Annotated in this window: 19 protein-coding genes; 7 read left to right on the forward strand and 12 right to left on the reverse strand. The window is 56.3% G+C overall.

Going from position 1 to position 18,291, the window contains the following annotated elements; all coding sequences use genetic code 11:
- Positions 1-268: 268 nt before the first annotated feature.
- The 3 genes from V1572_RS13895 to V1572_RS13905 all read left to right on the forward strand — a co-directional run bounded on the left by V1572_RS13895 (position 269) and on the right by V1572_RS13905 (position 3,546).
- Positions 269-544, forward strand: coding sequence for a metal/formaldehyde-sensitive transcriptional repressor (locus V1572_RS13895; RefSeq protein WP_008502288.1), 276 nt, complete (start codon positions 269-271; stop codon positions 542-544).
- A 31-nt stretch (positions 545-575) separates the two neighbouring features.
- On the forward strand, positions 576-1,694 hold the full coding sequence (locus V1572_RS13900; protein WP_021242543.1) for an S-(hydroxymethyl)glutathione dehydrogenase/class III alcohol dehydrogenase: 1,119 nt from the start codon (positions 576-578) through the stop codon (positions 1,692-1,694).
- A gap of 160 nt (positions 1,695-1,854) precedes the next feature.
- Positions 1,855-3,546 (forward strand): methyl-accepting chemotaxis protein, encoded by a 1,692-nt coding sequence (locus tag V1572_RS13905; RefSeq protein ID WP_196352289.1) that lies wholly within the window; start codon positions 1,855-1,857, stop codon positions 3,544-3,546.
- 89 nt (positions 3,547-3,635) lie between these two features.
- Here V1572_RS13905 and V1572_RS13910 read toward each other — a convergent pair whose 3' ends face one another.
- The 4 genes from V1572_RS13910 to V1572_RS13925 all read right to left on the reverse strand — a co-directional run bounded on the left by V1572_RS13910 (position 3,636) and on the right by V1572_RS13925 (position 8,716).
- Positions 3,636-6,017, reverse strand: a complete 2,382-nt coding sequence (locus V1572_RS13910; RefSeq protein WP_395299263.1) for a glucose/quinate/shikimate family membrane-bound PQQ-dependent dehydrogenase — start codon at positions 6,015-6,017, stop codon at positions 3,636-3,638.
- 255 nt (positions 6,018-6,272) lie between these two features.
- Positions 6,273-7,196 carry a LysR substrate-binding domain-containing protein gene (locus tag V1572_RS13915; protein ID WP_045910501.1) on the reverse strand — a complete coding sequence of 308 codons (924 nt, stop codon included), beginning with the start codon at positions 7,194-7,196 and terminating at the stop codon, positions 6,273-6,275.
- Positions 7,197-7,377: 181 nt separating this feature from the next.
- Positions 7,378-8,262, reverse strand: a complete 885-nt coding sequence (locus tag V1572_RS13920) for an SDR family oxidoreductase (protein WP_045910502.1) — start codon at positions 8,260-8,262, stop codon at positions 7,378-7,380.
- A 64-nt stretch (positions 8,263-8,326) separates the two neighbouring features.
- Entirely contained in the window at positions 8,327-8,716 is a 390-nt protein-coding gene (locus tag V1572_RS13925; protein WP_045910503.1) for a YdeI family stress tolerance OB fold protein, read from the reverse strand.
- Between the two features lie 138 nt (positions 8,717-8,854).
- Between V1572_RS13925 and V1572_RS13930 the strand changes: the two genes are divergently transcribed.
- Genes V1572_RS13930 through V1572_RS13945 form a run of 4 tightly spaced genes read left to right on the forward strand, consistent with a single transcriptional unit; the run spans position 8,855 to position 11,348 of the window.
- Positions 8,855-9,358: a hypothetical protein gene (locus V1572_RS13930; RefSeq protein ID WP_196364599.1), complete on the forward strand. Its 504-nt coding sequence runs from the start codon at positions 8,855-8,857 to the stop codon at positions 9,356-9,358.
- 9 nt (positions 9,359-9,367) lie between these two features.
- The gene (locus V1572_RS13935) at positions 9,368-9,814 is read left to right on the forward strand and encodes a DUF421 domain-containing protein (RefSeq protein WP_008502280.1); all 447 of its coding nucleotides are present in this window, start codon (positions 9,368-9,370) and stop codon (positions 9,812-9,814) included.
- Positions 9,815-9,825: 11 nt separating this feature from the next.
- The gene (locus tag V1572_RS13940) at positions 9,826-10,344 is read left to right on the forward strand and encodes a 2-oxo-tetronate isomerase (RefSeq protein WP_045910504.1); all 519 of its coding nucleotides are present in this window, start codon (positions 9,826-9,828) and stop codon (positions 10,342-10,344) included.
- 17 nt (positions 10,345-10,361) lie between these two features.
- A complete protein-coding gene (locus V1572_RS13945; RefSeq protein WP_395299264.1) occupies positions 10,362-11,348 on the forward strand; it encodes an SDR family oxidoreductase in 987 nt (328 codons plus the stop codon).
- Here the strand turns inward: V1572_RS13945 and V1572_RS13950 are convergent, their stop codons facing one another.
- The 8 genes from V1572_RS13950 to V1572_RS13985 form a co-directional block, all read right to left on the reverse strand.
- On the reverse strand, positions 11,349-12,974 hold the full coding sequence (locus V1572_RS13950; RefSeq protein WP_395299265.1) for an alpha-amylase family protein: 1,626 nt from the start codon (positions 12,972-12,974) through the stop codon (positions 11,349-11,351).
- Between the two features lie 8 nt (positions 12,975-12,982).
- Positions 12,983-13,993 carry a cytochrome d ubiquinol oxidase subunit II gene (gene cydB / locus V1572_RS13955; RefSeq protein WP_048030525.1) on the reverse strand — a complete coding sequence of 337 codons (1,011 nt, stop codon included), beginning with the start codon at positions 13,991-13,993 and terminating at the stop codon, positions 12,983-12,985.
- Entirely contained in the window at positions 13,993-15,396 is a 1,404-nt protein-coding gene (locus V1572_RS13960) for a cytochrome ubiquinol oxidase subunit I (protein WP_045910508.1), read from the reverse strand. Before V1572_RS13960 ends, cydB begins: the two co-directional genes overlap by 1 nt.
- A gap of 67 nt (positions 15,397-15,463) precedes the next feature.
- Complete coding sequence (locus V1572_RS13965) at positions 15,464-16,336, reverse strand: manganese catalase family protein (RefSeq protein ID WP_008502274.1); 873 nt, start codon at positions 16,334-16,336, stop codon at positions 15,464-15,466.
- Positions 16,337-16,353: 17 nt separating this feature from the next.
- Positions 16,354-16,860, reverse strand: a complete 507-nt coding sequence (locus V1572_RS13970) for a ferritin-like domain-containing protein (protein WP_014883791.1) — start codon at positions 16,858-16,860, stop codon at positions 16,354-16,356.
- A 25-nt stretch (positions 16,861-16,885) separates the two neighbouring features.
- Positions 16,886-17,089 (reverse strand): hypothetical protein, encoded by a 204-nt coding sequence (locus V1572_RS13975; RefSeq protein WP_013096662.1) that lies wholly within the window; start codon positions 17,087-17,089, stop codon positions 16,886-16,888.
- Between the two features lie 23 nt (positions 17,090-17,112).
- Positions 17,113-17,607, reverse strand: a complete 495-nt coding sequence (locus tag V1572_RS13980) for a ferritin-like domain-containing protein (RefSeq protein WP_023311678.1) — start codon at positions 17,605-17,607, stop codon at positions 17,113-17,115.
- 94 nt (positions 17,608-17,701) lie between these two features.
- Positions 17,702-17,887, reverse strand: a complete 186-nt coding sequence (locus tag V1572_RS13985) for a general stress protein (RefSeq protein ID WP_004150795.1) — start codon at positions 17,885-17,887, stop codon at positions 17,702-17,704.
- Positions 17,888-18,291 lie beyond the last annotated feature (404 nt).

The following is an 18,291-nucleotide window of genomic DNA, read 5'->3' on the forward strand; positions in this document are numbered from 1 at the left end:
GAAACACGGACATGATGATCGAAGTCAGCGACGCGGTAAAGCAGGGCGTTTCGAAACTGGAAGGAGCTACGCAAAAGAGTGAATTTTGGGGGCAAATTTGGGGGCAAAATACGCTTCGGGGGCAATTTGGGGGCAGTAAAAAGTCCTTTTATGTCCGATAGTGCCTTTTGTGTATACCGCGTAAATGCCTGATAACCATATAAAACTTAATGTTTACATAAAGTTGCTTTGAAAGATACAATACCCCCCTATAGTATCAGGAGGGCGTATGCCGCATTCACCCGAAGATAAAAAACGTATTCTTACCCGCGTCCGTCGCATTCGGGGCCAGGTTGATGCCCTTGAACGCGCGCTGGAGTCGGGCGACCCCTGCCTGGCCATCCTGCAGCAAATTGCCGCCGTGCGCGGGGCTGCCAATGGCCTGATGGGCGAAATGGTTGAAATTCACCTCAAAGATGAGCTGGTAGCGGGGGACACCACGCCGGATCAGCGAGCCGTACGCATGGCGGAAGTCGGCCATTTACTGCGCTCTTATCTAAAATAAATCCACATACCTGACAAAAAAGGGAAGGCATATGAAATCTCGCGCTGCAGTTGCATTTGGCCCCGGCCAGCCGCTCAAAATCGTTGAAATTGACGTGGCACCGCCGAAGAAAGGCGAAGTGCTGATCAAAATCACCCATACCGGCGTGTGCCATACCGATGCGTTTACGCTCTCGGGCGATGACCCGGAAGGCGTCTTCCCGGCAGTACTCGGTCATGAAGGCGGCGGGATTGTGGTGGAAGTGGGCGAGGGCGTGACCAGCCTGAAGCCGGGCGATCACGTGATCCCGCTGTACACCGCGGAATGCGGCGAATGTAAGTTCTGTAAATCCGGCAAAACTAACCTCTGCCAGGCGGTGCGCGCCACCCAGGGGAAAGGGCTGATGCCGGACGGGACGACCCGTTTCTCTTACAACGGCGAGCCGGTTTATCACTACATGGGCACCAGCACCTTCAGCGAATACACCGTTTGCGCGGAGATCTCGCTGGCGAAGGTGAACCCGCAGGCGCCGCTGGACAAAGTCTGCCTGCTGGGCTGCGGCGTGACCACCGGTATTGGCGCGGTGCATAACACGGCAAAAGTCAAAGAGGGCGATACCGTGGCGGTGTTCGGTCTCGGCGGCATTGGTCTGGCGGTGATTCAGGGCGCGGTGCAGGCGAAGGCCGGTCGTATCATCGCTGTCGACACTAACCCGGAGAAATTCAGGCTGGCGGGTGAAATGGGCGCGACCGATTTCGTGAACCCGAAAGATCACGAGAAGCCGATTCAGGACGTCATCGTTGAGATGACCGACGGCGGCGTGGACTTCAGCTTTGAGTGTATCGGCAACGTGAACGTGATGCGTTCCGCACTGGAGTGCTGCCACAAAGGCTGGGGCGAGAGCATCATCATTGGCGTGGCCGGTGCGGGTCAGGAGATTAAAACCCGTCCATTCCAGCTGGTCACCGGGCGCGTATGGCGCGGTTCCGCGTTTGGCGGCGTGAAGGGGCGTACCCAGCTTCCGGGTATGGTTGAAGATGCCATGGTCGGCAAGATTCAGCTCGATCCGTTCATTACCCATCGCTTACCGCTGGAGCAGATCAACGAGGCGTTTGATCTGATGCACGAAGGAAAATCCATTCGTACCGTTATCCATTTCGGCGACAAGTAACTCTTGTGCCAGCGGTTTTTCGCCGCTGGCATTTCTTTAATAATCTTCTCTAAAGTGTGACCAGTGCGGCGTTTTTAGCCGTAATCTAAATCTCTGCCGTGCCGATGACTATTTAACAGGCGTGTTTTTACGCATCTTACCTACAAGAGAGTCGACGGTCATGGACAACACTACTTCGATGCTGGCGCAGCGCAAGCTGGGCTTCTTGCATCACATCAGGCTGGTTCCGCTGTTTTCCTCCATTCTCGGTGGCATTATTCTTCTGTTTGCCTTGAGCTCGGGTCTTGCGGGTTATTTCCTGCTGCAGGCCGATAACGATCAGCAGGATGTCACAGCTGAAATTCAGGTGCGTATGGGGCTGTCGAACAGCTCAAACCATCTGCGAACCGCGCGTATCAATCTGATCCACGCCGGTGCGGCAAGCCGTATCGCGGAGATGGACGCCATGAAGCAGAACATCAGCGAGGCGGAAACACGCATTAAGCAGTCCCAGGAGAGCTTTACCGCCTACATGAATCGTGCCGTGCGCACCGCCGAGGGCGCAGCGCTGGACGCGGATCTCAAGGCGCGTTACGACGCCTATATCGCTGGCATGCAGCCGATGGTGAAATTCGCCAAAAACGGCATGTTCGAAGCGATCATCAATCACGAAAACGAAACGGCGCGTCCGCTGGATGACGCTTATAACGCTGTACTGCTGAAGGCGATTAAGATCCGTACCGACCGTGCCAATGCGCTGACGGCGCAGGCGCACAGCCGCACGCAGCTGGGCCTGATGTTTATGGTGGGCGCGTTTGCGCTGGCGCTGGTGCTGACGGCGATGACCTTTGTCGTGCTGCGCCGCACGGTAATCAATCCGCTGCAGCGAGCAGCGAAACGTATCGAGAATATCGCTAAGGGCGACCTGACGATGCCGGACGACGTGGCGGGGCGCAGCGAAATTGGTCGCCTGACGCGCGATCTGCAAACCATGCAGCACTCGCTTGAAAAAACGGTCGGCACCGTGCGTCAGGGGGCGGAGGAAATCTACCGTGGCACCAGCGAAATTTCTGCCGGTAACACCGATCTCTCTTCCCGCACCGAGCAGCAGGCTGCCGCCATCGAGCAAACCGCCGCAAGCATGGAACAGCTGACCGCGACGGTGAAGCAGAACGCCGATAACGCCCATCATGCCAGCAAGCTGGCGGAAGACGCTTCCGGTAAAGCCACCCGCGGCGGCCAGATGGTCTCCGGCGTGGTGAAAACCATGGGCAATATCTCCAGCAGCTCGAAGAAGATCTCTGAAATCACCGCCGTGATTAACAGCATTGCCTTCCAGACCAATATCCTGGCGCTTAACGCGGCGGTAGAAGCGGCCCGTGCGGGTGAACAAGGGCGCGGATTTGCCGTGGTGGCAAGTGAAGTGCGCACTCTGGCAAGCCGCAGTGCGAATGCCGCAAAAGAGATCGAAAGCCTGATCAACGAATCGGTATCGCTGATTGACCAGGGCTCCGGCGAGGTTGTGGCCGCCGGTAACACCATGAATGAGATTGTCGACGCGGTGAAACGCGTTACCGACATCATGCTGGAGATCGCCGCGGCGTCCGATGAGCAGAGCCGCGGTATTGTGCAGGTGAGCCAGGCGATTTCTGAGATGGATAAAGTGACCCAGCAGAACGCCTCGCTGGTGGAAGAAGCTTCCGCGGCGGCGGCGTCTCTGGAAGAACAGGGCGCACGTCTGACCGAGGCGGTTGGCGCGTTTCGGTTGAATAGCGCAAAGCAGGGCCGCGTGGTGACGGCTGCGCCGGTGGCGCAGAACGTACCGTTGCGCCCGGCGGCGACGGTTTCCGGGGATAACTGGGAGACGTTCTGAGTGGCGTGTTGCGTCGGGTGGCGCTTCGCTTACCCGACCTACAAAAACTGACCTACAAAAAAGGGACCTTTCGGTCCCTTTTTCACATCTTATTTCTTATCAGGTAATGCGTACGCGATAACGTAATCACCGCGGTCCGGCGACTGACGGGCGCCACCGGCGTTAATGATGATGTACTGCTTACCGGTTTTCGGGGACACGTAGGTCATCGGGCCGGATTGGCTGCCAACCGGCAGGCGATCTTTCCAGATCTCTTTCCCGGTGGCGGTATCAAACGCGCGCAGGTAGAAATCCTGGGTACCGGCAAAGAACAGCAGACCGGACTGGGTAGAGAGCGACGCGCCCAGGGTCGGCATACCGATTGGGATTGGCATGTGCATGCGAATGCCCAGCGGGCCGGTATCTTCCACCGTGCCGACAGGAACCTGCCACACCAGCTTGCCGGTTTTCAGGTCAACGGCTGACATGGTGCCAAACGGCGGCTTCTGACACGGAATACCCAGCGGTGACAGGAAGCGTTCACGCATCGCGCCGAACGGCGTGCCGTCCATTGGAACAATCCCCATCTCGATGCCGCTGGCATTTTTCGCCACGTTCGCGCGCGGCACCATATAGTTTGCCAGACCCAGGCGCATATCGTTGACGAACATCAGGCTGTTGTTCGGGTCAACGGAGACGCTGCCCCAGTTCATCCCGCCGAGTGAGCCCGGGAACTGCAGGGAACGGTCGAGACCCGGAGGGGTGAAGACGCCCTGATGACGCATCTCTTTAAACTGAATGCGGCACAGCAGCAGGTCGACTGGCGTCGCGCCCCACATGTCGGACTCGGTCAGCGTCTGGTTGCCAATCATCGGCATGCCTACGGAGTACGGCTGGGTTGGGGAGTAGCGTTCACCTTCAACGTTGCCCGCCGGGACAGGGCGTTCCTCTACCTTCGCCACCGGCTTGCCGGTTTCGCGGTTAAGCATGAAGATCATGCCCTGCTTGCTGGTCTGCACCAGCACCGGCGTGGTGCCGCCCTTACCGTCAGATAGATCGTACAGCAGCGGCTGGGAAGGCAGGTCGAAGTCCCAGAGATCGTGGTGGGTGGTCTGGAAATGCCAGCGGACCTGACCGGTGGCCGCGTCGACGGCGACGATGGAGGAACTGTACTTATCGTCCAGCGCGGTACGCTCGCCCGCCCAGAAGTCTGGCGTGGCGTTGCCGGTTGGCAGGTAGATCAGGTTCAGTTTGGCGTCGTAAGACATCGCAGACCAGACGTTCGGCGTACCGCGGGTGTAGGTCTGGCCTTCCGGCGGCAGGCCGGTCAGGTTCGGATTACCCGGATCCCAGGCCCAGGCCAGTTTACCGGTGTGAACGTCGTAGGCGCGCACCACGCCCGGCGGTTCACCGGTCGAGTAGTTATCCGCGACGCGACCGCCAACGACGACAACGTTCCCGGCAACCAGCGGCGTGGAGGTTTGCTGATAATATCCGGGCTTAATCTCACCCATGCCGACGCTCAGATCCACGATGCCATGGTCGCCAAAGTCGTCGCAGACCTTGCCGTTATCCGCGTTGATGGCAATCAGACGGGCATCGGTGGTGGGCAGGAACAGGCGGCGAGGGCATGCCGCTGGCGATGTTCCGGTCTGTGACGCTGTCACGTTTGCGTGATCTTCAAAGTAGCCCAGACCGCGGCAGCGTTGCCAGTTCGGCGCGGTCGCTTTCGAATCATAACGCCATTTTTCTTTACCGGAATCCACGTCCAGCGCCAGCACTTTACTGTACGGCGTACAGACATACAGCGTGTCGCCAATCTGCAGAGGCGTGTTCTGATCTTCCGCACCCGAGCCGTTGCTCTGCGGAATATCGCCGGTGTGCGCAACCCACGCGACTTTCAGTGAGTTGACGTTTTGCTTGTTAATCTGGTCCAGCGCGGCGAAACGGTCGCCGTGGGTGGTGTTGCCCCAGTGTTCCCAGTTCTTTTGCTGCTCGCCGGGTGCAACGGGTTTCACCGGAACGGGCTCGTTCGCTGCCACGAGGGTTTGCGGCTTAAACATCCAGCCCAGGCTGACCAGCATGGCCACCGCGAGCAGGGCCGCGACGCCAAAGGCGGGCGCCTTGTTCGGGGCAGTGTGGTTTGCTGCGCGCAGGAAGGGCCAGACGATGGCGCATAGGAACGCCAGCACGGCAAAGGTAAACAGGCGGGAGAAGAGCGGCCAGAAATCCCAGCCTGCATCGCTTACCGCCCAGAACAGCGAGGCAATAAACGCGATGCCGTAAAGCAGGATCCCGCTGGTGCGGTTGAGGAAAATCAGGATCGCGGCAATCACCATTACCACGCCCATTATCAGGAAGTAACTACTTCCGCCTACGGTGGCGAGCTTTAAGCCCAACCCGCCGACGGCCAGACCGATGAGCATCATCAGTCCGGCAAGAAGCCACTGCAGAATACGAGGTATCCCGCGCGGCGCGCTGCCAAATGCCATTTCTGTCTCCTTAGATCCCCCGCCGTGTCGGGTATGTACCAGTTGGGTAATAAATGCGGTGGGATTGATGGTTAATACGGGTGAATTCGTTTCTGTCAAATAATTTGCGAACCATTTGGTGAATTCGCCGCTATGATAAAACTGTTAAATTGTTTTACGCAATTGTTAATGATTTATTCCGCATTATTTGATTAACGCACAGGACAGCCCCCTCGCCCCTGAGGGGAGAGGGTTAGGGGGAGGGTCGAAAAGGTTTTAAACCGGCATTGATTTGCGGATGGCGCTCAGCAGCGTCTGCGCGCCTGTGGAAAGTGGAGTATCTACCCGGGTCAAAATACCAATAGGTTCACCAGCGCCGGGGGCCGTTACCGGGAGAGCGGTCAGCGTGCCCTGGCGCAAATCATCTTTTACCGCCCCGGAGGGAACGAACCAGACGTAGTCATAGTCGAGCGTGAGCTGGCGTGAAAGCGAGGCCGACAGCGTTTCGATGCACCCTGATGGCAGCGTACACCCCTGCATTTGCAGCAAGGTTTCGGCGGTCTGACGTGGGACGGTCCCTTTCGGACACACCACCACCGGCCACTCCATCACGCGGCTTAACGTCACCGTGTCCTGTAGCAGAGGGTGATCGGGACGAACCACCAGCTTCAGGGACTCCAGGAACAGCAGTTCGTAATTGAGACCCCCCATCAGTTCAGGATCGGACATGCGGCCGATACCGATATCCAGCTCGCCCGATTTCAGTCCCGCGAGCAGCATGGTGTTATTCATGGTGGCAACCTGGATAGTGGTATGCCGTTGCTGCTTGTGGAACTGGCCAATCACCGGCGGAAGAATGCCGAGCGCGGCGGTAGGCAGGGCCCCGACGCGGACGACCTCGCTGCTGTGCTCTTCTTTTCGATGCAGGGACTGGCCTGCGGTATTGAGCGCATCCAGCACCTTAACGGCGTGCGTCAGGAACTGTTCGCCGACGATGGTAAGCTGCGCGCCAAGCCGACCGCGGTCAAAAAGACGGGCGCCGGTCAGCTGTTCCAGCTCGTTGAGGGTTTTCGAGAGCGCAGGCTGGCTCAGGTTAAGAGTTTCAGCCGCACGCCCCAGCGTTCCCTGTTGAGCGACGGCCACAAATGTATGCAAATGGCGCAAGCGTATGCGCTGACTGAACAGACCATTTTTTTCCATAGGCGATGTTAAAAACAGAGCGATGCGGGTGACAAGTTAAGTTGTTTAATTTTGATAACCTGATAGCAAAATATTTTTAACATTTGATCTGTTTGAGTTACAACATGTTTTTCGGCAGGGGAATATGAGCGAACATCCTTGTTCATTTATTGCTCATTGCTGAGGGGAAAGGGTTATGCGGTTAGATTACCCCGTCACCGCCGTCAGAACACCACACCTGGCCGGACGTAAATGAACATTCATCCGAGGCCAGCGTGACGTACAGCGGGGCAATCTCGACGGGCTGACCCGGACGTCCCAGCGGTGTATCTCCACCAAACTCCTTCACTTTTTCCATCGGCTGGCCGCCGCTGGACTGAAGCACCGTCCAGTAAGGCCCGGGAGCGACCGCGTTGACGCGAATGCCTTTCGGACCCAGCTGCTTGGCTAAGGATTTGGTAAATACCGCCAGACAGGCTTTCGTCTGAGCGTAGTCCAGCAGCACCGGGCTGGGCTTCACCGCCTGGACGGAGGAGGTATTAATGATCACGGACGAGGCTTTCAGGTGGCGCAGAGCCGCCTTCGTGATCCAGAAAGGCGCGTACACGTTAGTTTTAAACGTCGCGTCAAAATCTTCGGTGGTCAGCTCTTCAAGCGATTCACGGAACTGCTGGCGACCGGCGTTGTTGATCAGAATATCCAGCCCGCCCAGCTTCGAGACGGCTTCTTCGACCAGATTCTGGCAGAAGGTTTCGTCCCGGACGTCCCCCGGTAGCGCGACGGCATTCCGCCCTTCGGCTTTGATCAGGTCGATAACCTCAGCGGCGTCTTTTTCCTCTTCAGGCAGATAGTTAATGGCCACGTCCGCGCCTTCGCGGGCATAGGCGATGGCTACAGCGCGACCGATACCCGAGTCACCGCCGGTGATCAGCGCTTTTTTGCCCGCCAGGCGGCCGTGCCCTTTATAGCTGGTTTCCCCGTGGTCGGGTACGGGTTGCATTTCGGATGCCAGTCCCGGTGGCGTTTGTGGCTGTTCCGGGAACGGGGGCTGCGGGTAAGCGTTCGTACGTTGTTTAGTATCACTCATAGCTGACTCCTTAAGCCAAGGGGTGAGATTTGATGGATAACTGCAGCGTTAACGCTTCGCTGAATTATTTCTGCAAACGATCAACACGGACGACGGCAGGAGATGATTTTTTATCAAGCGAACCGTTGATACTGATCATCTGGTCGGGTTTTACCGTTCTGCCGTCGAAGACTGCCTGGGGAATAATAACGTCGATTTTTCCGGTTTTATCCTGAAATACAAACTTATCGCCGCTACCATCAATAAGATTACCGCGTAATGAAATGGTCGCACCGTCGTGCAGTTGTTTTGCCTGATCGATGGTCATAATACGCGCATCATCGGTTCCGCGATATCCGCTATCCAGCGCATGAGGTGGCGGCGGAGCTTCACCTTTTTGTAACCCGCCGTTATTATCTGCGAAGGCGGCCGGAACCAGAAATATCATAAAAGCGGAAATAAGCGATAATTTCATCGGATATCCTTCATTTTGGGTGTCTTGACTTATTAAGTATTGTTGCTATTTCTTTATGTGGCAAATGTGATAAGTCCTAAAAACATTCGCGTGAAAAATCAAACTTATCGGATAATAAGCGAAACGGTGACGATGACCATGAAGCGTGAAAATGAAAAGTTGCCCGGGATAGATGAGAGTTATCGCTTGCTGACGTTTGAATACGCGTTTCGTCAGGTGGGTTTTATTGTTCTGCTGGCTATTATCATCGCAGCCATTGCCGGTCTGTTTTCAAGCGGATGGGTCAGCGATACGGTTAAAACCAATTCCGCTAAATCACTGACCATAAGCTATGAACGGTTTGGCCGCCGGGAGACGGAGACGCGAATGGAGCTGGGGTTCCCGGTGCGAACAGAGGGAAAGTATGTTCTCAGTATGGCCAGCGAGAGCAGCGATGTTTACGAGCCTGGCAGCGTCTGGCCGCAGCCGGACAGCATGTTCAGCCGTGGCAAGACCCTCTATTTTGTCTATAACAACCTGAAAAAGTCAGACCGCTTCGCGGTGTTACTCTTCACCACGCCTTCGAGAGCCGGTAAATGGAACACGACCGTTCGTGTAAACAACGAGCCGGAGATAACCCTCTGGCAATTTATTTACCCCTAGGAGGCTGATATGGATATGGTCTTTCGTGCGCTAGCGATTTATCTGTTCCTCGTGGTGGTATTTAAAGTGGCCGGGCGGCGTGCGCTGCTGCAGATGACCAGCTTCGATCTCATTCTGCTCTTGATAATTAGTGAAGCTACGCAGCAGGCGCTACTCGGACAAGATTTTTCCGTCACCGGTGCGATGATTACGATTACCACCCTGGTGGTAGTGGATATTATTTTTGGCCTTATGAAGAAGTATTTTTCCCCGGTGGAGAATATTCTGGACGGCACTCCCGTGATTCTGGTGGAAAACGGCGTACCCCTGGCGGATAAACTCAAAAAGGTCGATGTCTCTTGCGATGATATTCTGGTGTCAGCGCGTCAAAACAATGGTATTACCGAAATAAGCCAAATTAAATATGCCATACTTGAGCGCAATGGACATATTTCAATCATTCCTTTCGAGAAATAAGAGGCGAAAAGATGAGCAATCTTTTTCACGACAATAATTATACCGTGGGTGAACTGACGAAAAAACTGGCGAGCAAATTAACCGATCTCGGGCTTCGCTTAACCACGGCGGAATCCTGCACCGGCGGAAAGCTATCGGTAGCACTTTGCGCCGAAGAGAACACGGCCGATTTTTATGATGTTGGCCTGGTCGTATTCAGCGACGAAGCCAAAGCGCGGATCCTCGGCGTTCGTCCTGAGACGCTCGCGCGCTATACCGCCGTCAGTGAGCAGACGGTGACCGAGATGGCCGCCAGCATCCGCGACATCGCCCAGGCGGATATCAGTATCGCCATCAGCGGCTATGCTGGCCCGGAAGGGGGCGACGATGGCACGGCGGCGGGGACGGTCTGCTTTGCGTGGAACATCCAGGGCGAGACGCAAACCCGCACCGTACTTTTCTCCGGCGACTGTCAGGACGTGGTGGAAAAAGCGGTGCATTTTTCGCTGGCCGAGCTGGTGACAGCATTGTCGGACGGGCATAACGGTTGATTTCACGTGGAGGTTCTATGGCTGTCATAGTGATTACCGGTGGGACGGCGGGCGTGGGAAAAGCCACGGCGCTGCGCTTTGCAAAAGCAGGTTACGATGTCGGCCTCATCGCCCGCGATGAGGCAAGCCTGCACTCCACCCAGGAAGAGTTGCGCCGCTTCGGCGTAAATGCACACGCCGTGCAGGCTGACGTCGCCGACAGTCAGGCGGTGGTGGACGCGGCTAACGACATTGAGTATCGCCTCGGTGCGATTGATGTCTGGGTTAACAATGCCATGGGGGCTGTGCTGGCGCCGTTTCGCACCCTTACGCCGGACGAGTTTTGTCGCGTGACTGAGGTGACGTACCTCGGCTACGTGAACGGTACCCGCGCGGCGCTCGAGCTTATGGTTCCGCGCGACAGGGGGGTGATTATCCAGGTAGGGTCCGCGCTGGCCTACCGTTCCATTCCCCTGCAGTCCGCCTACTGCGGGGCCAAAGCGGCGATCCGCGGGTTTACCGACGCGGTACGTACCGAGTTGATGCATGAGAACAGCCGGGTTCAGCTTTCGATGGTGCAGATGCCGGGGCTTAACACGCCGCAGTTTGAATGGGCAAGGAACAAGTTCGCGTGGGCGATGCGCCCGGTACCGCCGGTGTTCGAGCCTGAAGTCGCCGCCAGCGCCATCTTCAGGGTGGCGCAAAAGCCGGTGCGTGAGCTGTGGGTAGGCAGCAGCACCATCCAGTCGATTGTCGGGCAGTTCCTCTTCCCGGGGTTTCTGGACCGGCTGATGGTGAAGAAAGCCTGGGAAGGTCAGATGACGGACGATCTGAACGCGCCGGACCGCCGGGATTATCTCGACCAGCCGGTTAACGACCTGCACAGAATCCATGGCCGTTTCACTGACGAAGCGAAAACCCGCGCGACGTCCGTGACCTCCGGTATGCCGGGCAAAGTGGCGTTAGGGGGGCTGGCGTTGGCGGGGATTGTATTAACGCGTTTGCTCACCCGCCGGAAACCGTAATCAGCGCAGCGCGCTGCGGTGCGTCCAGAACCAGCGATAGCCGTAGCCGCCAAGGCTGAGCTCGACGGTTTTACCGCAAACCAGCGCGTCATCGTAGCGTTTGTCCGCAAGACAGGCGGTCCAGGTGGCGTTGCGGATCCCCTTGACGGTGAACCGTACCGGCTGGTCGCTGAAGTTAACAAAGGTCAGGATGCTGCGTTCTTCGGTCTCGTAATAGATCCCCAGCACCGCGTCACTATCGATCGTGAGGAGCCGAAAGGGCGCAACGGCGATTTCGGGGAACTCCGAGCGGGTATTGGTGATATCAATGATCCGGTGCAGAAGCGAGTTGCGGTGGAGCAGCGAATCGGCGACGTTGATTTTCTGATAGCGATAAGGGCCGCGGTCGATAATCGGCGCGATAAATTTTTCCGGGTCGGCTGCCGAAAAACCGCCGCCTTGCGATCCCGCCCACTGCATCGGCGTGCGGACGGCGTAGCGCTCCTCCAGTTCGAGGTCATCCCCCATGCCGATCTCATCGCCATAGCGCATCACCGGAACGCCAGGCAGGGAAAAAAGTACCGCGTGGCAGAACGCCAGCCGCTTCAGATCGCCGTTGAGCATCGGGGCCAGGCGACGGCGGATCCCGCGCTGGTAGACGTTCATCTCGTCGTCAGGGGCGAAGGTATCGAGGACAAACTGTTTGTCTTTCTGGCTGATGCCCTCCAGATCCAGTTCGTCGTGATTGCGCAGCCAGTTGGCAAAACAGCATGAATCGGGCGGGACGATCATCTTCTTCACCGCGTTGCGCAGCGGGCGGGCGCTTTTTCGGGCCAGGCTGACGTAAAAATACTTGTTGAGCCAGAAATTGAGCACCAGATTCAGGCGGTCATTATTGCCAAAGTAGTCCTGATAGGCCTCCACCTCGACGTCCACTTCACCCAGCAGGATCGCCTCCGGATTATGCTCCTCAATAAGACGGCGCATATGCTCGAGGATCCACAGACCCTTTTTTTCATCACCATTTCCCGCCTGCGTGGTCAGGTGCGAGGCGGCATCCAGGCGGAACCCCGATACGCCCAGCTTGAGCCAGAAGAGGATGATGTTCTCAATCTCTTTTAGCACCGCGGGTGAGGTCAGGTTCAGGTCCGGTTCGTGGCGATAGAACATGTGCCGGTAGTATTGTCCCGCCTCGTCGTCCCAGCTCCAGATGCTCTCCTCCACGCCGGGAAACATCGGGGGCGTATCGTCCTCGTCAGTATCTGACCAGAGGTAGTAATCCCGGTAGGGTGACGCCGGGTTACGGCGGGCCTGCTGGAACCAGGGGTGCGCGTCGGAGGTGTGCTGGATCAGCAGCTCAATAATGACCTGCATGCCCAGCTCGCGGGCCTGTTCGATAAGGGCGATGATATCGGCCAGTTTTCCGAAGCGGGGGTCCACCTGGAGATGGTCGCTGACGTCATAGCCTTCATCGAGAAAGGGCGTGAGGTAAAACGGGGTGATCCAGATAACCGTCGCCCCCATCCGGCGAATGTAGCGCAGCTTGGCCGCTATCCCGGCGATGTCCCCGCAGCCATCGCCGTTCAAATCATAAAAGAGCGCGGTATCAATCTGGTAAATAATGGCCCGTGTATGCCAGTCCGTCATAGCGTTCCTCAGTGATAGCCTTCAGTATCCGAGACCTTGCCCCGGAAAACGTAGTAGCTCCAGGCGGTGTACACCAAGATCACTGGAATAATCAGTAACGTCCCAACCAGCATAAACAGCTGGCTGGCAGGCGGGGCTGCGGCCTCCCACAGGGTGATGCGTGGCGGAATAATATTTGGCCAGAGGCTGATGCCCAGCCCGCTAAACCCGAGGAAAATCAGCCCCAACGTCAGCAGGAAAGGGCGAGAGTGGCTGTCCGGATTGCGGGTCAGGCGCCAGATCAGCACGCTGAAGATACCGACCAGCAGAGGAACCGGCAGGAACCAGAAGAAGTTGGGCAGGGTAAACCAGCGGTCGGCGACGTACTGCCAACCGAGCGGCGTCCAGACGCTGACTACCGCGATAACCACCATTAGCGCCAGCAGCACGTGGCGGGTCAGCTCGCGCATGCGTTGTTGCAGCGCGCCTTCGCTTTTCATAATGAGCCAGGTGGTGCCCAGCAGCGTGTAGGCGACGACCAGACCGATGCCGCAGAAAAGGTTAAAGGGGGTGAGCCAGTCCAGCGCCGAGCCGACAAAGCGTCGGCCCTCCACGTCAAAGCCGTTGATCACCGCCCCCACCACCACGCCCTGGCTAAAGGTGGCGAGCAGGGAGCCGCCGGCAAAGGAGTAGTCCCAGAACCGGCGGTGTGAGGGTGTGGCTTTGAAGCGGAACTCAAAGGCGACGCCGCGAAAAATAAGGCCAATCAGCATTGCGGTGAGGGGGATCGTCAGCGCATCTATAATGACCGCGTAGGCCAGCGGAAACGCGCCGAACAGCCCCGCACCGCCGAGCACCAGCCAGGTCTCATTGCCGTCCCAGACGGGCGCTACGCTGTTGACCATCACATCGCGCTCTTTCGCATCGCCCACGAAGTTAAACAGCAGGCCAATGCCCAGATCGAAGCCATCCATAATGATGTACATCAGCGTGGCAAACACGATGATGGCAAACCAAATCACTGAGATATCGACGCCCATCAGATTCTCTCCTCTTCCGGAACAGACTCAGCGGCAGACAGCGGACGGGCAGGCGTGCCCGAGGTGTTTGACGTCAGCGTATCGACGGGCTGAGGTCCTTTCTTAATCAGCCGGATGAGATAAACATAGCCCACCCCAAACACGGATGAGTAGACGACGAAGAACGCCAGCAGGCTGATGCTCATCTGTAGGGTACTATGCAGCGATACCGCGTCGATGGTGCGCAGGTAGCCATAGACGACCCACGGCTGACGGCCCACTTCGGTTGTCACCCAGCCGGCAAGCAGCGCCAGCAGCCCGGCAGGCCCCATGCAGAGGGCAAACCACTGGAACGGACGCGAGTGGTAAAGTCGATGGCGATAGCGTAGCCAGAGGCTGACCAGACCAAGGGTAATCATCAGCAGTCCCATCCCGACCATCACGCGGAACGACCAGAAAACGATGGTCGAGTTGGGTCGATCCTCTTTCGGGAAGTCTTTCAGCGCCGGGACCTGCTTGTCCAGACTGTGCGTCAGGATCAGGCTGCCGAGCGCGGGGATCTCCAGGCCGTATTTGGTGCGCTCTTCCTCCATATCCGGCAGACCAAACAGCAGCAGCGGAGTGGCCTCGCCGGGGGGATTTTCCCAGTGGCCCTCAATGGCGGCAATTTTTGCCGGCTGATGTTCAAGCGTGTTAAGGCCGTGCATATCGCCCACTACCGCCTGAATGGGCGCGACCAGCAGCGCCATCCACATCGCCATCGAAAACATGGTGCGAACGGCGGGCGTATCGTTACCGCGCAGCAGATGCCATGCCCCCGATGCCCCGACAAACAGCGCGCTGCTCAGAAACGCGGCGATAGCCATATGAATAAGACGGTAAGGGAAGGAGGGGTTAAAGACGATGGCCAGCCAGTCCTGCGGGATCACCTGGCCGTTCTCGATAGTGAAACCCTGCGGCGTGTGCATCCAGCTGTTGGAGGCAAGGATCCAGAAGGTCGACATCAGCGTGCCGAGCGCCACCATGCAGGTCGAAAAGAAGTGCAGCCCCGGGCCGACCTTGTTCCAGCCGAACATCATGACGCCGAGGAATCCGGCCTCCAGGAAGAAGGCGGTCAACACCTCATAGGTCAGAAGCGGGCCGGTAATGCTGCCAGCGAACTGGGAGAACCCGCTCCAGTTGGTGCCAAACTGGTACGCCATCACCAGCCCGGAAACGACGCCCATGCCGAAGTTAACGGCAAATATCTTTAGCCAGAAGTGGTACAACGATCGCCAGACGTCGTTTTTGGTGCGCAGCCACATGCCCTCCAGCACCACCAGGTAGCTGGCGAGACCGATGGTGATTGCAGGAAACAGGATGTGGAACGAGACGGTAAAAGCGAACTGAATTCTGGCCAGATGAAACGCATCGAGTTCGAACATGGTCCGTACCTCTGAGACGATGGGGCACGCGAATTGCCGGGCAGTTCAGGCCTGCCCGGCAAACCGATTACGGTTTAGTCTTACCGGCACCCAGCTCGGCACCGGTCAGTGGGTCGGAATGTGGATCGGATTTCGTGCGGGCAGACATCGCCTTGACCAGGGTTGCCTGCTCGGTTGTGAGCGTGACGCTGGCACTGCCATCGCCGCCATCCACCGCAGGCTGGGGGGACTCAACGTAATCGAAATGTTTATCGCTGTTCCAGCTTCCGCGAACCTCTCCACCTTCAGACATATTGTAGTACTTGTTGGTGAATTCCTCGATTGGCGGCAGTTTTCCCGGCGGGAAATTATTACGGATGGACTGCAGCGCCTTCTCAAAGGAGAGCTGATGCGCCGCCTCACGCGTCATCAGAAACGCCAGCGCGTCCTTAACGCCGGGATCGTCAGTCACGTTGATCAGCCGTTCATAGATGATTTTCGCTCTGGCCTCTGCCGCCACGTTTGAGCGCAAGTCCGCCGTCGGCTCGCCGATGGTGTCGACGTAGGCCGCCGTCCAGGGCACGCCCGCCGAGTTGGTGAGCGGGGTACCGCCGCCGTAGAGCAGGGAGGTGATGTGGCTGTCATTGCCGTTTTCGGTCATGGAGCGATACAGCTCGGCCTCATTTTCCACCCCTTCCGCCAGCGCGCCCTTGGCCCCTTTATTCAGCATACCGACCAGGGTACCGATGATTTCGAGGTGGCTTAATTCCTCGGTCGCGATATCCATCAGCATATCCTTGCGGCCCGGATCGTCATCGCTCAACCCTTGCGTAAAGTAGCGGCAGGCGGCGGCCAGTTCACCCTGCGGTCCGCCAAATTGTTCCAGTAAAAGGTTGGCCAGGCCGGGATTCGGTTCGGCGACGCGAACCGTGTATTGCAGCTGTTTGACGTGTCGAAACATAGGCACTCTCCTGTGGATTATTTTTTCGCTTCGACACCCGATGCGTCTGAGCGCAGCAGGAACTGTTCCGTCGTTTGCGGGATATGGCGAATCAGCCAGTCGGCCATTTCGCGCTCTTCTGCGAGGATCGTCTCAATAGCGGGTATCGAAGCGGTGTCCCCGGCTTTTTTGGCCGCTGCCAGCAGGGAGGTATAGCAGGCGATTTCAAACTGTTCGAAAACATATCCGCTGATCGAGCCCTTCACGATTTCGTCTGAAGGGAACATGCCGCCGATGGATTGCCCCAGCGCCGCCATTTTGCTCATCGAGTCTTTTAAGACCGAACGAGAAATATCATTACGGTCGAGGATTTCCTCCAGCAATGTGATTTGCCGTTTTGTCTCATTAATATGCTGTTCAATTCTGGCGCGAACATCAGGATAATTATCGATACGGCTGGCCATGGATTCCAGCATAGATTCGGCTTGCTTTTCCATCGCATGGGCATCGCGTAGCCAGTCATGGTAGTGTTCTACGTGATTCATCATTGTATCCTCATTAGGGGTTCGCTTATTTGGTCTCACTTTCAGCAGCCTGATCGGCACGTGCGGCACTGTAGCCAGATAAATGGCCGACAATATTGGCATAGATACTGATGATAATGACCCATAGCACGCTGTTCTTCCACCATATTACGGAAGGGATAGCGAGTATGAACCATATTATAGCTGCCGTTAAATGGCACCGTTTAATTGTCCTGGGACTGATGCTCATTTTATTTAACCTGTGTTATTGCGTCATTTCTGCGCTTTTTGGTTAATATTTCCAACGGCCAGGTCGGTGAGTTTAAGGTCGGTCTCTTTTTCTTCTTCCAGCGTTTCGGCAAGAAGTTTAACGGCTTTTTTATAGCCCAGTTGTTCTGCTAATGTGGCAAGGGTACCGTAGCTGGCTATTTCATAATGCTCAACTTTTTGTGCAGCAGCAATTAACGCGGCATCACGCACTTCATTTTTTTCCGTGCTTTCGATAACTTCGTTGGCTTCTTCAATTAAGCCTTCCATCGCCACGCACTTCATGCGTTTGATCTTAATACCGTCTTCCTGCTCGACGATCTGGTCGATACGCTCAATCTGACCCTGCGTTTCTTCAAGGTGTGCGGTAAAGGCGGCACTCAGCTTCTCGCTGGAGGCGGCACGGGCAAGTTTACTTAACGCTCGGGTAAGCTGCTTTTCCGCGCTGTAGGTATCCGACAGAAGATGAATAAATACATCCTCAACACTTTTCATATTCATAATAATTACGCTCCGGTAAAATAAAGAAAGGGTACTGCGAGCTTTTCAGCCCGCAGCATGCTCTCTGGTTTTATTAAAAGAGTACTAAATAAGATCAGGAGTTATCAGACTTACGGCCTCCGCCGTGACTGTTCTGTCCCCCTTTCTTACCCGCTTCAGATGCGCGTTGCGGATCGTTTTTAAAATTACCACCGCTGTGCTGGCCACCTTTACGTCCAGCTTCTGATGCTTTTTCACGGTCTTCTGCGAAATTACCGGAACCACCACGATGCTCTGCCATATTAAACCTCATAGTCATATATTGGTTATGTCAGTACGATACGAAAATATTCCGTATCACTCGTCGTTCGAGTAATAACTCTAGTCGCTGTGCGTCATCCGTCAAATGCGTTTTGCTATTTGCGGCTGCGTTATTTTTAAATATTTGTAAATTTACGCTTCGCTTAAAATGGAAATATGGATAGGAAGGAGGGACTTGTAAACAACCATTCGGATTAATCCTAACTTCGAACTAAAAATTTGAAAGGTGAGGAAAAAATAATGGCGCACTCAAATTGGTTAATTTGCAGTCAGGAAAAAAGCAAAAAATACTCCTTTATAGCTAGCAAGCGGAACCCTAAATAATTATAAGGAAAATCCTGGATAAAAACGTTCAGGTCGAAAGGGCGGTTTCGTTCGGACCTG

Source organism: Enterobacter quasiroggenkampii, from assembly GCF_043972695.1.
Classification (GTDB): Bacteria; Pseudomonadota; Gammaproteobacteria; order Enterobacterales; family Enterobacteriaceae; genus Enterobacter; species Enterobacter quasiroggenkampii.